The organism is Streptomyces albospinus (assembly GCF_014648695.1).
GTDB classification, from domain to species: Bacteria; Actinomycetota; Actinomycetes; order Streptomycetales; family Streptomycetaceae; genus Streptomyces; species Streptomyces albospinus.
The window spans coordinates 78,830-94,055 of record NZ_BMRP01000012.1 but is presented as its reverse complement, the minus strand read 5'-3'; the positions used below and the strand labels follow the sequence as shown (position 1 = coordinate 94,055).

Sequence of the window (15,226 nt, the reverse complement as noted above, 5' to 3'; positions counted from 1 at the left end):
TGCGGCCTCAGGCTCCGTGAAGGCCGCCGCAGCCCTGGCCGTCGGGTTGGTGGGTGCCGGACACAGGGCAGTGATCGTCACCGCGGCCCCGCCCATGCCAGGCCCCAGGCTTGAGGGGGTGGTCGTGGAGCAGATCGATTTGCCCGTCAGCCTGCCTTGCCCTCCAGACACACTCCGGGAAGCAATCAGCGTCGGTGCGTGGGGCCTTCAGCGTCAGCTGCGCTCACTGATCGAACGGCACAACGCCGACACGGTGCTGTGCACCGACGCGCTGTGGGGCCTGGGCCGGCTGCGCATGAACCTCCCCGACGGGGTCTGCCGGGTGCTGACGGTGGAACGACTGCCCGACGACCGCGACGCGATAGCTCTGACACAGGCCGATATCGTCCTGGCGCCGACGGCAGCGGTCCTCGACGCGGCGCACCAACGTGGCTGGGACACATCGATGTGGGGTGTGCTCCCTCACGCCCTCCTCCACGAACCGCCCGAACCGAATCCCGTCAGTGTGCTGGGCCGACTGCAATCCGGGGACCTCCGGATTCTGAGCGCGGTAGGGGACACCTCCAACGGCATTGTTGCCCTGCTGCGAGCGGCACGGCACCAGGGGACCACCGTCAGCTCGTGCGTGATGCGCGTCGCGGCAGCAACGCACTACCTGCAGTCAGGACCAGCCGGCATCGTCCTGGCGGAGACCTGTCGGCGCCAGGTGGATCTGGCGGCGCACATGAGCTGGTCCGGAGCGCTGCCGTGGCATGCCGTGCCCGCCTGGCTCTCGGGGGCCGCGATCGTGATCACGCCGTCCACCGGCTCACTGGGGATGGTGGCTCTTGAGGCCATGGCCGTGGGAGTCCCCGTCATCGGATACCGGTGCGGAAATCTGCCATCCCTCATCGGCGCAGCGCAGCGAGAACGGGCGTTGCTTACCGAACCACAACACGGGCCCCGCGCCTTGCTGAAACTCGCCCGCGCTCTCCTCGCGTCTCCCCGCGCCTACTGCGAGGCCGCGCAGGCCGCTTACGAACAATCCCGCCTGTTCACCAAAGGCCGTGTCACCCAGCGGTTCCTTGCTGCCGTACCTGCCCGCGGAACGCTCCCGCACGACGATCGGACACCAACCCATGTCCATGCCCATTGAGGATTACGCGCTCATCGGCGATATGCAGACGGCCGCTCTGGTGCGCCGGGACGGCACGGTCGACTGGCTGTGCCTGCCTCGCTTCGACTCGCCGGCGGTTTTCACGGCGCTGCTCGGCACCGAGGAACACGGCTGCTGGTCCATCGGCCCGGCCCATGCTCCCGGCGCCAGCCCCCGACCTGTTGACCGCCGCCGCTATCGAGGCGACAGCTTGGTGTTGGAATCCGAGTGGGACACACCACATGGCACAGTCCGGGTGATCGACTTCATGCCGCCGCGCGACGGCGCACCCCAGGTGATCCGCATCGTGGAGGGGATCAGCGGGCGCGTCCCGATGCGCTCGCAGCTGCGGATGCGGTTCGCCTACGGCAAGGTCGTGCCTTGGGTCCACTCGGTCGACGGCCGGACCGTCGCGCTTGCCGGCCCCGACTCCGTGTGGCTGGACACCCCTGCAAGTGCGACCGCCCGCCACGGAACAGTGGTCTCCGAGTTCGCCGTTTCGCCTGGCGAGCGGATCGCCTTCACGATCAGCTGGGAGCCCTCGCACCACCAGCCGCCGGCCGTGGCGGACCCGGAGGGGTCGCTGGAGGCCACCGAGGAGTTCTGGCGCGAGTGGGTCGAGCACTGCACGTACCACGGCCCCTACCGCGACGCCGTGGTCCGTTCACTGATCACGCTGAAGGCGCTGACGTACGCGCCGACCGGCGGGATCGTGGCGGCGCCGACGACCTCGCTGCCGGAGTGCATCGGCGGTGTTCGTAATTGGGACTACCGCTTCACCTGGCTGCGGGACGCGGCGATCACCCTGTCCGCCCTTCTGCGCACCGGATACCGCGAGGAGGCGTGGGCCTGGCGGGAGTGGCTGCTGCGGGCGGTGGCCGGCGACCCGGACAACCTGCAGATCATGTACGGCATCGCCGGTGAGCGGGAGCTGGGCGAGAACGAGCTCAACTGGCTTCCCGGGTACGAGAACTCCCGCCCGGTGCGGGTCGGCAACGGCGCCGCCGGCCAGCTCCAGCTGGACGTCTACGGCGAGGTCATCGAGGTGCTGCACGTCGCACGCGCCTCCGGCCTTGCACTTGATGGCCACGCGGTCAGTCTGCAGCTGAAGCTGATCGCGTGGGTGGAGAAACACTGGGACCAGCCGGACGAGGGCATCTGGGAGGTTCGCGGACCACGCCGGCACTTCGTCCACTCCAAGGTGATGACCTGGGTCGCCGTCGACCGCACCGTCAAGCTGATCGAGTCCGGGGACGTCGACGGCCCGCTGGAGCGCTGGAAGGACCTGCGCGAGACGATCCACCGGGACGTCTGCGAGAAGGGTTACGACAAGGAGCGCAACACCTTCACCCAGTCCTACGGTTCGCAGGAGCTGGACGCCTCGCTGCTGCTGATCCCGCAGGTCGGGTTCCTGCCGCCGGACGACAAGCGCGTGATCGGCACGATCGAGGCGATCCAGCGGGAGCTGACCACCGAGGACGGCTTCGTGCTGCGCTACCCGACGGCCGGCCAGGGCGAACTGGGTGTGGACGGGCTGGAGGGCGAGGAGGGTGCCTTCCTGGCCTGCTCGTTCTGGCTCGCGGACGACCTGGCGATGATCGGCCGGGTTGACGAGGCCCGCAAGCTCTTCGAGCGGCTGCTCTCGCTCCGCAACGACCTCGGGCTGCTCGCGGAGGAGTGGGACCCCAAGGCCAAACGCCAGGTGGGCAACTTCCCGCAGGCGTTCAGCCATATCGGCCTGATCGAGGCAGCACTCAGGATATCGGCCGACAGGGCTCACGTCTCCGACGCAGGGATGAGGGCCGCGACGGCGCATGCTGGCGCCAGGGGTGCTGATGTATCCCGTATATGACCCCGCGGGCAGCGATGATGACCTGCGAGTGGCCCTGGTGGAGCTGCGAGCCGGACGGTGGTCGGCCACGCGAAACCTGTTGTCCGCCACGCGGTCTCTGGCGCTGAGGACGTCTAGGACTCAGGTCCTGGCGGTCGCCGCTGCCGGCAGCGACGTGATGGATGTGTGGCTGGCCGAGGAGTCGGACAGCTACGACGCCCAGGTCATGAGAGCCCGAGTCTTCGTGGAGCGCGCCTTGCGCGCCCACCGCCAACAACACCCCGCCGTATCCGAGTTCGAGACCCGTGGCCGACATGCAGCGCAGATGGCCGCACACCGGGCTCCGCACGACCCGGTCCCGTGGGTGTGCCTGCTGGCCCTCGCGCAGATCGATGTACATCAACAGCGACCGGAGCACCGTGTGCCGTCTAGCGAACCGATGCTGCCGCCGGGGCCGTGGCAGTTGCTGGGAGAGGTGCACCGGCGGGATCCGTTCAACCGGGAAGCATTCCACCGGATCCTGCAGGTCCTGCTCTCCCGGGACGCCCCAGCATCCGGAGGGCTGGCTGCCGTCTTCGACTTCGGACGGTGGGTGGCATCGTGGGCGCCGGCCGGATCGCCCCTGCTCCTGCTACCGGCATACGCTCAAGTCGAGCAGTGCCGCCAGCAGATGCAGCGCGGCAGGGTGCACCCGCTGTGGCGACGGCAGTGGGCTGAAGACCCACTGCGCTCCTACACCCGCAACGCCTTCCACCACTGGTTCAAGACCACGGACCCCTCTCTACGGTCTTTGACCGACCTGAGCCACCTTGCGTATGCACTGTGGGCCGGTCACCAGTTTGTCGAAGCGGCCCAGGTGTTCACCTCCATGGAGCCCTACGCGACCCGCGAACCGTGGTCCTCGGTGGAGGACCAGCTCTCGGGAGACGACACAGGTCAGGAGCTAATGCTGCGGGCCCGCCGGGAATCGCTGGCCTACGCACACAGGAAGGCTCCACGCGCCGGCCCTCGTCCGTGACTCTGCCGGACATCTCCATATCCCTCGACACGCACGTTCAGCCCATTGGCCCCTTTCTTCACTTCCTGGAGGTTTCGTGTTCCGCTTAGGTCAGCACCGCCGGTCGGATCGCTCCCGGCGCGCCCCGGACGACGCGTACTTGCGCGAACTGGGGTACGAGCCAGTGCTCACCCGCCGGATGGGTCCGTTCGGCAACTTCGCAATCAGCTTCTCCGTCATCTCGGTGCTCTCCGGCTGCATGACGCTGTACGGCTTCGGTCTGACCACCGGTGGCCCGGCGGTGATGATGTGGGGCTGGATCGCCGTAGGCGTGATGGTGATGTTCGTCGGCGCCGGACTGGCCGAGGTCACCTCCGCCTACCCGACATCCGGGGCCCTGTACTACCAGGCAGAGAAGCTCGGCGGCCGCAAATGGGGCTGGTACACCGGCTGGCTCAACCTGCTCGGACTGCTCGGCGCGATCGCCGGCATCGACTACGGAGCCGCACTGTTCACCGGCGCCTGGCTGAACCTGCAATTCGGCTTCGAGCCCACTTCGGGCAAGACCATGGTCATCTACCTGACCATCCTCACCCTGCACGCCACGTTGAACCTCTTCGGTGTCCGCCTGGTCAGCATCCTCAACAGCATCAGTGTCTGGTGGCACCTGGCCGGCGTCACCGTGATCGTCGGCGTCCTGGCCATCGTCCCCGCCCACCACCAGGAACCCGGCTTCGTCTTCGGCGAGTTCGTCAACCACACCGGCTGGTCCAGCCCCGTGTACGTGACGCTGATCGGCCTGCTGCTCGCGCAGTACACCTTCAGCGGCTACGACGCCTCCGCGCACCTGTCGGAGGAGACCACCAACGCCCAAGTCAGCGCCTCCCGCGGCATCATGCGGGCCATCGGCTGGTCGTGGGCGGCCGGCTTCCTCCTGCTGGCCGGCCTGACGTTCGCCATTCAGGACTACGCCGCGACCCGCGCCACCGCGACCGGAGTTCCGCCTGCCCAGATCTTCCTGGACGCCCTGGGGGTGTCTGGCGCGAAGGCTCTATTGCTGATCGTCATCGTCGCCCAGCTGTTCTGCGGCAACGCCGAGACGGCCGCCGCCTCCCGGATGGTGTTCGCGTTCAGCCGGGACGGCGCGCTGCCAGGCTCGGGCCTGTGGCGGCGGGTGCACGCCCGCACTGGTACGCCCCGCCACGCGGTGTGGCTGACCGTCGGCGCCGCGGCCCTGCTCGCCGTGCCGAGCCTGTACAGCCCGACCGCGTACGCGGCGATCACCAGCATCAACGTCATCGGCATCACCCCCGCCTACGCCATCCCCATCTACCTGCGCATCAAGCACCGCCACCGGTTCCGGCCCGGACCGTGGAACTTGGGCCGGTGGGGCGTGACGGTTGGCACCGTCGCCGTGGCCTGGGTGGCGTTCGTCACCGTCCTGTTCTGCCTGCCCCAGACCAGCCCGGTATCCGTCGCCACCTTCAACTACGCACCCTTCGCGTTGATCGCCGTGCTGTCGCTGGCCTGGCTGTGGTGGCGGGCCGCAGGCAAGCGCACCTACGACGTTCCCGCCCGCACCCTCGGCCTCGACCGCTCCTCCGACGGCTTCGACCAGGAGATCGTGTGATGTCCTCTGCCAACTCCGGCAACGGCTCCGATGCACCTCTCGCCACTCCTCCGGGACAGGGGCGCGCCGCGTCGGGCCATCTCACCCTCGAACAGCTGCACCACCTGATCGGCTCTGGACGGGTCGACACGGTGGTGCTGGCTGTCCCCGATCTGCAAGGCCGGCTGAAGGGCAAGCGCTACGGCGCGCGGCACTTCCTCGACCGCGTCGCCACGGGCGGGGCGGACTTGTGCGCCTACGTGCTAGCCACCGACGTCGACATGACCCCCGCGGACGGCTTCGCCCTGACCTCATGGGCCGCCGGCTATCAGGACCTGGCGGTCACCCCTGCCCTCACGACGCTCCGTCTCACGCCGTGGATGTCGAAGACTGCCCTGGTCCTCGGCGACGCCGTCGACCACGAGGGCAACCCCATCGAGGTGGCCCCGCGCCAGATGCTGCGTCGGCAGCTGGACCGCCTGGCCCGCCATGGCTTGGACGTCAAGGCGGGCCTGGAATGCGAGTTCGTGGTCTACCAGGGAACCCCCGAAGAGGCCGCCGAGTGCGGCTACCAGGGCCTGCGGCCTCTGGCCATGGGGAACCTGGACTACGCCCTGGACCACCCGCCAGCCGCAGACCGGTTCTTCCGCCGCCTACAAGCAGCCCTCGCTGGCGCCGGTCTTCCCGTCGAGGCGGTCAAAACGGAAAGCGCCCCTGGGCAGGTGGAGGTGACCTTCCCCTACGGCGAGGCCCTTGCCGCCTGCGACGGGCACCTTGCGTTCAAACACGCCGTCCGAGCCATCGGCGGCCGGTCAGGTCTCACCCCCACCTTCATGGCAGCCCCCACAACCGGCGTAGGCAGCGGCCTCCACCTGCACATCTCGCTGTGGAAGAACCGCACCAACGCGATCAACGGCGCCGACGGCGCCCTGTCCGCACTCGCTCGGCACGCCATCGCCGGACTGCTCGACGCTCTACCGCAGATGGCGGTGCTGTACGCGCCGAACATCAACTCCTATAAGCGCTACGTCCCCGACTCCTTCGCGCCCACCACCGCCAGCTGGGGCTACGACAACCGCACGTGCGCCATCCGCGTTGTCGGCCACGGCGAAGGCCGGCACCTGGAGGTCCGCGTCCCTGGGGCGGATGCCAACCCCTACCTCGCGCTCGCCGCTGCTGTCGCCGCCATCAACCACGGAGTCGACAACGCGCTCACCCCAGGACCGCCGGAGACAGGCAACGCCTACCGGGAAGGAGGCCCACCCCTCCCGAGCACGCTGAAGCAGGCACAGGTGGCCCTCCGCAACAGCTCCATCGTCCGCGACGCCCTCGGCCCCGACGCCGTCGCGCACTACGCCCACCTCGCCCAGCTGGAGATCTCCCACCACCAGCACATCGTCACCGACGCCGAACGCCACCGCTGGCTCACCCGCGCATGACCCCAAGGAGACTTCCGTGAAGAGCATCCTCGACGTCGCGAGGTGACCACCCTGCGATGACGCGCCACCCCAACTGCCCTGATTGCCTACACGCGGCACATATACACGGCCATACCTCGCCAGAGCCGCCAAAACCTGACCCGCCAATACGTGCCGCGACATTCATCCTCCTGCTCCTGGTCTTCATCGTGATCGCCAGTGGATGGATGGGCCTCATATGGCTCGTGACATAAGGACATCGGCTGGCCCTGATCAACTCATCGGGCACCGAACCCTTCGACAGCGAGCCGTTGCGCAGGCACGGCTGAAGTCTTTGCGGGCGCTTCTCCCCTCTGGCCAGCTGCTCCGTAGCAACCTCTCAGCGGAGCCAGAACAGCTCGGCCCCGGTACGCCGGATTGATCGCGCTCGCAACCCGCGCCCAGGCGGAGGTCACACCCCGTCAATCCCGTTGCCGCAATACCTCAATGGAGTGATTTGAGCTGTTCGAGCACCCGAAGCCACATACAGGCCCACAGTCGCACAGCCTGAGTCGGCAATGGGAACTCATGTTCACTATTTGCCCCCGAAGCGCCCGTTACGGGGGTGCGATCGAGCCCGTTCTTAGAGCACCTGTACTCATCAGCGACTCCCCTGGAGGAGCCATGCATCCCGTCGCCATCCCCGTGATGCCCCCTACCGATATCGAACAACGGCAGCCAGCCCCCCGCTTCTTGGAGCGCATTGTTGACGCTGCTGCCCGTAATGCCCGCCACTCATCACACCCGGATGCGGGGTGGGGGGCATGAGCGAACCCACCGATGCATCAGCCGACCGTGTCCCGGGGCCGCGCACCTCCCCTCAGCCGCCTCCGCCCGCGACGAAACCTGCCGGATGGCAGGGCGGACATGACGTCCCCCCTGGCGCCAAGCCGGGCACCGCGGCCGAAGCGACCGATCCGGGGGCGCAGATGCGGTACGTGGACCTGACCGGCAGCCGTGAGGCGGCCGGCCGGTCGATCCGGATGAGCGACATGGCCAGGCGCCTGCCGCAGTTGGTGCGCCGGTCGTTGGCTCTCGCCTGGCGCGTCGACCGGGCAGCGACCGTCGGTCTCCTGCTGTGCCAGGGGGTCGCCGGTGTGATGCAGGCCCTGGGCCTGGTCGCGATCAGCGGGACCCTTACCGCGCTGCTGACCAGCGGGGACGTTTACCACCGGCTTCTGCAGGCGTGGCCGTCGGTAGTCCTGCTCGCCGGCGCATCCGGCGTGCGAGCGCTCCTGGGAATCACCGTCAACTGGCTCTCCTCCCGGCTGGGCCCGCTGATGTCGCGCGAGGCCGAGCAGATGCTGCTGACGGGCTGCGCCGAGGTGGAGCTGTGCGCCTACGACGAGCCCGACTTCAACCGCGACCGCGAGGCCGCCGACCGCGGAGCACAGGTCACCGGGGACCTGATCGACGAGGGGCAGGACCTGATCGCCTCGACGGCCTCCTTCCTCGCCGGCGCCATCGTGCTGGCCGGGGTGCACTGGGTGCTCCTGCCACTTTTGGTGGCAGCCAGCCTGCCGCAGGCCCTGGCCCAGATCAGCGCCGCACGCGTGCGCTACCTGGCGAACCTCCGCAGCAACGGCGACAACCGGATGCTGTCGGTGCTGCGCTGGCACATCTACACCCGCGACGCCGCCGACCAGATCCGCGCCGGCACCATGGCCGGCTTCCTGTCCGGCCGGTACCGGCAGACGGTCGCCCGCATCAACCGCGAGGACCGCGCCGCAGCCGACAAGGGGGCGCGCATGTCCCTGGTTGGTGCGCTGTGCGGAGGGTTGGGCTCGGCCCTGGTGTGGGCGGCGGTCGTGTGGCTGCTGGCAACCAGCCGCATCAGCGTCGGGCACGCCGGTACGGCCGTCTTTGCCTTGCAGACGGTGGGGCAGTCGGTCCGCGGCCTGGTGGCCATCGGGGCGCGGGCGGTACGCACGGGTCTGTACATGGACGACTGGAGCGGATTCCTGGACAAGGCCGGGGGATACCGCATGCGCCGGGGCACGCACCGGCCCAAGCCGCCGGAGAAGATCGAGATCAAGGCCGTCTCCCACCGCTATGCGGGCAAGGACCACGACGCACTGTCCGATGTCTCGCTCACTCTGCGCCGTGGCGAGGTCACCGCCTTGGTCGGCTTCAACGGCTCGGGCAAGTCAACGCTGTCGAAGCTGGTCAGCGGCCTGTACCTGCCCACGGACGGCCAGGTGCTGTGGGACGGCACCCCTGCCGGCGACGCCGACCCACAGGCGCTGTGGCAGCAGGTGGCCCTGGTGCCACAGAACTACGCGCACTGGCCCCTGACCGTGCGCGAGAACGTCACCCTCGGGCAACCCTCGCCGCGCGGCGATGCGGCCGTGCATGAGGCGTGCGAGGCCGCCGGCGCCGACGAAGTCGTCGACAAGCTCGGCGCCGGGTTGGACACCCTCCTCGCCCGCGAGTGGCTCAACGGCGAGGAGCTGAGCGGTGGCCAGTGGCAACGCATCGCTCTCGCAAGGGCGTTCTTCAAAGAGGCGGGGCTGCTGGTCCTCGACGAGCCGACCGCAAACCTTGACCCGAGGGCGGAGTACCGGATTTTCCAGCGGCTTCGGGACCTGGCACGGGACCGGGTGGTGCTGCTGGTGACCCACCGCATCACCAACGTCGCCGTGGCCGACCGGATCGTGGTCCTCGACGAGGGCAGGATCGTGCAGGAAGGCACCTACCAACAGCTCTCCCAGCAACCGGGCCTGTTCCAGCAGTTGTTGTCCTACCAGGTCACCTCTGAGGAATCCCAGGGTGACGGCGAGCACCGCGGGGCACACAAATGAGCCGCTGCGGTGGGCCGGAGACGAAAGCCGGGTTTGGCGCCCGGGCGGAGATGGTTGCCCGGCTGTATGAGGAAGGGGCGCTGGACTCGGGCCTCCTGCGCGATGCCTGCTTTCCCTTTCCCGGGAGGAGCGGACGCCGCGGTGGGACCCGCTGGACCGGGCTGCGCCCGGTGGCCGCGACCGAGCTGCTCGGTGCGCTGTATGGCGGGGAGAGTGTGCTGATCCAGTACGACGGCGAACCCCTTCTCGGGCGTGTGCCCAATCCGCGGTCACGACCTGTGCGCGGACCGGGGACCGGTTGGGACCTGCACGTGTAGCGCCATTCCGCCCTCCCTGACCTCGGAGAGCAGGGATCCTCCCTGCTGATGGCCAAGTCCCGGCACAAGAAGCCGGAGAACGACCGCCGTTACTTCAAGCCTTCCCCGAAGCGATCTCTGAGCTGACCAGCCTGCTCGCCCCCGGCGACGCGCGCCGCTGACCCTGCTGCGCATGAAGCCGGACTGCGGCTGCACGCCTGCTTGCGCCGATGCAACTCTTGGATGGCATCCTTGGATTATTCCTTGAGTTCAACCCAAGGATTGCTACCTTGGCTTCATGTCAGGCAATGAGAAGCCTCGCCTCATCCCGACCGGCAAGTGCTGGTGCGGCTGCGGGAAGGACGTCGGCCTGGGCAAGTTCTTCGCCGCCGGCCACGACAAGGTCGCCGAAGCCGCGCTCATGGCCCTCAAGTACGACGGGTCCGTCGCACAACTGCTTCACGCCCACGGCTTCGGCTCGCACCATTCCGTCCGGCACGCTGCCGTCACCGATCCGGACTGCTCGTGGGAGAAGTGCGCTGACTGCAACTACAGCGGCGCCCCTGCCAGCATCGCCAACCACCGCAAGAAGGAGCATCCCGACCGGCATGTCCTCGCCCAGGCGATTCGCACCCTCGGCGGCACCTGGGATCCGCAGCGCGCCATCAAGGCTCTGGGCGAGCACGGTCACACGTGGGAAGACCAACGGGCAGCGGAGAAACGGGTCCGGCAGATCCTGCGCGACCTGTGCTCGAACGGGCTCATCGTCAAAACCGACCCTCAACAGGCTGTCTACGACCTCGTTCAGGAGTAGAGCTGGGGACACGATGGTCCCCAACAGACACAGATTGCCTGACGCTACGGCGGCCGCCGGGCCACTCCTTGAGGACCTGAAGCTCTTGACTGAAAGGGTGTCAAGGTCTTCGCGGTCCGTTCGCAGACCAAAGTGGAGAACATTGCCATTTCGGGTCGCGGCGTACCTGGTCGCCTCTACAGTTGCGTCATGGAGTTCAACTCGGGCGAATCGATCTGGGAACTGATGCTGACGAAGCGTCCCTCCGACACGCACTTCTCGCAGTCGAGCACTCCGGGCGGAAAGAGCCCGCTGGTGCGGGATGACGACGACAACAAGCTCGACACGCACGCCGTGCTGTTCGACGGGGACAAGGCGGTCCTGGGGATCCTCGCCGCGGGAGTCGTGGTGACGGCGGCTGCGGTGAAGGCCGCGCCGCACGTCAAGAGCGGGCTGATCAGCCTAAAGTCGAAGCTGCGCCGCCGGGCGGAGGAGACCACCGAAGCAGAGGTCCCCATTCCCCTCACGGTCGTTGCGGAGGTCGAGCCAGAGCAGCCTGACCCCCCTCGACTGCGCGCTGTCTGACCGTCAGGCCAGGGCGCGGCGCGAGCCCAGGTAGACCCGCATCACGAACCGTCCAGCACCCTTGTGGTCCCACATCACTGCGACTGGCGCGGTGATGTGGGCCGCCGCACTCCCGCGCCAAGGCATTGGCCCCAGCCCGTACGTCTTCGGAGCGGTCCTCGGCGTCCTGGGCGAGGTAGCGAGAGGACTCGTCACCGAGGGCGTCGACGAGCCGGTGCAGCAGGGCGGCCCGGCGGTCCCGGCGGTCGAGGTAGTCCAGGCGGTTGTCGCGGTGGAGCTGGGGGCGTTGTAGTGCTCGGCGTCGTTGAACAGTCCCACCAGTTCCACGGCCAGCAGCCTGTCTGTCCCGGTTCGACGGTGCTCACGACCGCTTTCCGGCGAGCGCGGCCAGGCGCTCCATCTCGTCCACGCCGTCGTTGCAGCACTGCCCGCAGACAGGGAATTCTGCGCTCTGCGGTGGGCTACCAGGACTTCGCTGGTGTAGAGGTCACCAGCCCGGTGGTTTCGCCGTGCCCATTGCCTTGGCCACCCTGATCTCGATGACCACGCGTTCAGGGTTGACCCGTGGCTGCTTGTACCGCTGGGCGTAGCGCGCTTCGGCGTCTGCGACCGATTGCGGGTCGTCTTTGATGACGGCGGTGCCCTCCAGCGTCGACCAGCGGCGCCCCTCGGCCTGGCTGACCGCGACGGTGACGTCCGGCCCAGCGGCGAGAACGTTGCGAACCTTTTTGCTGGTGCGGCTGCTGATGACTCGGGCGATGCGAGTCTCCGCGTCGTACGTCACTCCGACCGGGACGAGGTGAGGGGTGCCGTCGGGCCGCGGAGTACTGAGGAAGCAGATGCGGCGTTCCTGCCAGAAATCCAGCTCGGTGTCGGACTGTGAAGGAGGTGGTGCTGCCATAGGGCCATCTTGCCTGGCAGCTGCCCAGGCGGTTGACGACGGGCAGTGTGCGGGGCTTCAGGTGGCGCTGCTCGGTGCGATCGTCGCCGCCACCGGGTGCCAAATGTGACTTTTCGTGCAAAGTGGATATATGGGTGCCTCGGGTGTCAGGGAGGCGGGCGACGTAGCGGAGCGCTTGCACCAGCGGTCTAGAGAAAGTGACTTCAGGTGTCCACCAGTCACCGTGTGTGAGTATCGAGCTGGGTCGATGACGTCGGCGCAGCGCACAGATGCCGCTCGGGCGGTCCTGGATGCGGTGGTTGGTCGTATAGGTCCGCCGACGCTGTACGGCGGAGACGCCTATGGCCCAAACATTCGCTGGCGGACGGATGAGCGGACACTGCTGTTGGATCATGGAGTGGGGGGCCTGCAGTTGGCCGTGCGTCGTACGGCGGCGTTGGAGCGGGAGGAGTACGCCTGCTTCGAGCGCGGCGTGGGCGACGGCGCTGAGCAGGTGTCGTACGCCAGCAGCCTGCCGTATCTGTGGCAGCTCTACCGCTCCGGTCCCGGCAGCCCGCCGAAGGTATTCCCTGCGGGCTACGTAGCTCCGGACTGGGAGCGACTGGAGGAGGCGCTGGAGAGCCTGCTGCGCGCGTGGGGCGAGCAGCTGCCGGCGCAGGTCGGGGACGATGCGGCCGCGTTCAATATCGTCAACCGGGCCAACAATGACCGTGTTGTGGGGCTCCTCTGTGGACGTACGGACGGTCTGACGGTGCTTGTCGACGACCGTGGCTTGCCCGGTGGGGGCACTCCTCCAGAAGAGATGGAGGCTCGGGGCTGGCAGGTGCCTCTCATGGGATGGTGGGAAGCGAATTTCGCAGAGCCAGGGTGGGGGAGTGCCGCGGCAGCGGCACAGATGGCGGTCGCCGAGTTGCGCTTGCGTGGAGCGCGCTCCCCCAGAGACCTCGGCCTGGACGATGTCAGCTGCGCGGACCGAGGACTGCTGACCCTGCCTGGCTTGGGCATAGGCAACTGAGGGCGGCCGTCGGCCGACACCGGCCAAGGCCTTCGAGGCCACGTACGGCAGCCAGCTGTCGCTCCCGAAACCTGGAGGATCCTCGCGGCTTGCCCCGCTCGTGCGGCCGGTTTCCTCGCCCCGACCGCGGGTCCTCCACCAAGTTCGCGGCGTCCGTTACTAGATCTCGTCGACCGGGTGCCACGTGTAGGGAACCTGGTCGCGGTTGGCTTCCCACTCGTCGCGGTGGACCTCTTCCAGCACCTCAATGCGCCGGCGCAGCTGCGCGGTCATCTCCTGGATGCGCTGTACCGCGTCGTGGGAGTCGATGGGCAGCAGGGCGCGAGTGAGCAGCTTGTACTCCTCGGAGGCGCCCTTGACGTGGATTGCCTGCGGCATGCGGACGATGACGGTGTACGGGTTGACCTCGGCGACGTCCCAGCGGCCGTCGTCCTGCCGCGTGGCCCAGATGACGGTGCGGGTCGAAGGGCCATAGGTCAGCCGGCAGCCATGTCCCATCAGTTCGCTGAGGATGGGCAGGGCGACGGCACCCTCGCCGGCGTACGTCGCGGCTTCGGCGGCAGTGGCGACGCTGATCTGTCCGGGGAGCTGGCCGTTCGATCGGCGTGCCAGTTCCCCGCTCTCCGGGGCCTGGGCGGACATCTCTGCGGCCTGCGTCTTGGAGCTCTCGGGGTGCAGCCAGGTCATGATGACCATGCGGCAGTCCGGCAAGGCCGCCGGGAAGAGCGTCTGAGACTCCAGCTCGACGATCTCGAAATTGTGGGTGGGCAGGGACACCCGGTAGTAGAAGGCTTCCCGCGCCTCGGTGACATCGCAGCGCTCTTCCCACAGCCGCCGAAGGTACGCATCGGCGTTGATGATCTCTGCGACGAGAGCGCCGATTTCGGCATCCTGCGGGTGCTGGAGTACGGAGAAGCGCAGCATCGCCAGCCACTCGATGGCGTGCTTGTTCCAGTCCACGAAGACCGTTTTCGCCTCGTCGCTGAGCAGCGACCATCGCATCAGGTTGGCGCCGGGATCCATGACCCACGGGCACCAGGTCTTCATGGGGTCGTTGTACCCGACGATGTTCCACTTCGAGTCGAGCAGCCAGGCCGGATTTGCCTGTTGGTCGAGCAGGGCCTGTACGGCACGGCGGGTTGGCGTATCGAACGCCGGCGCCGGACCAGCAGCGACTGCACCACCCATGCTGTAGAGGAGCAGGGCCTGAAGCTCGTCGCGCCCGAGGGTGAACAGCTTTCCGATGGCCTCGCACTGCTCGCGGCTCAACCGCGTCGTGGCGCCGGTTTCCAGATCGCGGTACCAGCGCACAGAGCGGGCACACACGTCGGCGACGTCCTGCTGGGTGATCTGTCGACCAAGCCGTTCACTGGCCACCGCTCTCCAGGCCCGCAGAAGACCGGCGAGACCCATCAGCTGCGCTGGGACGAGCGGTCGGGTGCCTTCCCGGCCAGCCTGCTTTCCATCCTGTTTACCGGAGAGCGGCTCGTTGCCGCCCTGCTCGGGTCCGCTTTCAGCGGTTCCCCCGCCCATCGCATCCTCCGTGCTTTGTTGCCTGCGCCAGGGCCACCGCTTCCCTCTCCGGGACATGGAAAAGGTGGAGGCCATCGGCCGCCCCCTCCCCTGGGTTCCGTACATCAACGATAAGGGAACTCGAATTCGATCTTGCCGACCTTTCATGATCGATGAGATCGGAATTGTGGGCCAGGCCACACTTGAAACAGAAGATCATTTCAGTGCTCCACTTTGCGGCCCCGGGTAAGGCGACACCTACGGTCGCGATTCGGGCATATTGGGCGGCAATTT

At 67.8% G+C, this 15,226-nt stretch carries 11 protein-coding genes and 2 pseudogenes; 11 read left to right on the top strand and 2 right to left on the bottom strand.

Going from position 1 to position 15,226, the window contains the following annotated elements:
• Positions 1–124: 124 nt before the first annotated feature.
• The 10 genes and pseudogenes from IEZ17_RS18300 (at position 125) to IEZ17_RS18260 (ending at position 11,796) form a co-directional block, all read left to right on the top strand.
• On the top strand, positions 125–1,135 hold the full coding sequence (locus IEZ17_RS18300) for a glycosyltransferase (protein ID WP_189301424.1): 1,011 nt from the start codon (positions 125–127) through the stop codon (positions 1,133–1,135).
• Positions 1,119–2,918, top strand: a pseudogene (locus IEZ17_RS18295) (glycoside hydrolase family 15 protein); the annotation flags it as partial. The gene IEZ17_RS18300 and the pseudogene IEZ17_RS18295, both read left to right, overlap by 17 nt.
• 52 nt (positions 2,919–2,970) lie before the next feature.
• Positions 2,971–3,984, top strand: coding sequence for a hypothetical protein (locus IEZ17_RS18290; protein ID WP_189301421.1), 1,014 nt, complete (start codon positions 2,971–2,973; stop codon positions 3,982–3,984).
• A 178-nt stretch (positions 3,985–4,162) separates the two neighbouring features.
• Positions 4,163–5,593, top strand: a complete 1,431-nt coding sequence (locus IEZ17_RS18285; RefSeq protein WP_189301639.1) for an amino acid permease — start codon at positions 4,163–4,165, stop codon at positions 5,591–5,593.
• Positions 5,593–7,011 carry a glutamine synthetase family protein gene (locus IEZ17_RS18280; RefSeq protein ID WP_189301419.1) on the top strand — a complete coding sequence of 473 codons (1,419 nt, stop codon included), beginning with the start codon at positions 5,593–5,595 and terminating at the stop codon, positions 7,009–7,011. The genes IEZ17_RS18285 and IEZ17_RS18280 overlap by 1 nt, the downstream gene beginning before the upstream one ends.
• Before the next feature lie 947 nt (positions 7,012–7,958).
• Positions 7,959–9,830: an ABC transporter ATP-binding protein gene (locus IEZ17_RS18275; protein ID WP_189301418.1), complete on the top strand. Its 1,872-nt coding sequence runs from the start codon at positions 7,959–7,961 to the stop codon at positions 9,828–9,830.
• 278 nt (positions 9,831–10,108) lie between these two features.
• Positions 10,109–10,308, top strand: a pseudogene (locus IEZ17_RS42480) (site-specific integrase); the annotation flags it as partial.
• A 116-nt stretch (positions 10,309–10,424) separates the two neighbouring features.
• Positions 10,425–10,940 (top strand): hypothetical protein, encoded by a 516-nt coding sequence (locus IEZ17_RS42475; RefSeq protein ID WP_229852371.1) that lies wholly within the window; start codon positions 10,425–10,427, stop codon positions 10,938–10,940.
• A 189-nt stretch (positions 10,941–11,129) separates the two neighbouring features.
• The gene (locus IEZ17_RS18265; protein ID WP_189301416.1) at positions 11,130–11,504 is read left to right on the top strand and encodes a hypothetical protein; all 375 of its coding nucleotides are present in this window, start codon (positions 11,130–11,132) and stop codon (positions 11,502–11,504) included.
• A 94-nt stretch (positions 11,505–11,598) separates the two neighbouring features.
• Entirely contained in the window at positions 11,599–11,796 is a 198-nt protein-coding gene (locus IEZ17_RS18260; protein ID WP_189301414.1) for a hypothetical protein, read from the top strand.
• Between the two features lie 195 nt (positions 11,797–11,991).
• Here the strand turns inward: IEZ17_RS18260 and IEZ17_RS18255 are convergent, their stop codons facing one another.
• Positions 11,992–12,405: a PPOX class F420-dependent oxidoreductase gene (locus IEZ17_RS18255; RefSeq protein ID WP_189301412.1), complete on the bottom strand. Its 414-nt coding sequence runs from the start codon at positions 12,403–12,405 to the stop codon at positions 11,992–11,994.
• A 247-nt stretch (positions 12,406–12,652) separates the two neighbouring features.
• Between IEZ17_RS18255 and IEZ17_RS18250 the strand changes: the two genes are divergently transcribed.
• Complete coding sequence (locus IEZ17_RS18250; RefSeq protein WP_189301410.1) at positions 12,653–13,420, top strand: hypothetical protein; 768 nt, start codon at positions 12,653–12,655, stop codon at positions 13,418–13,420.
• A gap of 159 nt (positions 13,421–13,579) precedes the next feature.
• Here IEZ17_RS18250 and IEZ17_RS18245 read toward each other — a convergent pair whose 3' ends face one another.
• The gene (locus tag IEZ17_RS18245; protein ID WP_189301408.1) at positions 13,580–14,953 is read right to left on the bottom strand and encodes a helix-turn-helix transcriptional regulator; all 1,374 of its coding nucleotides are present in this window, start codon (positions 14,951–14,953) and stop codon (positions 13,580–13,582) included.
• Positions 14,954–15,226: the final 273 nt, after the last annotated feature.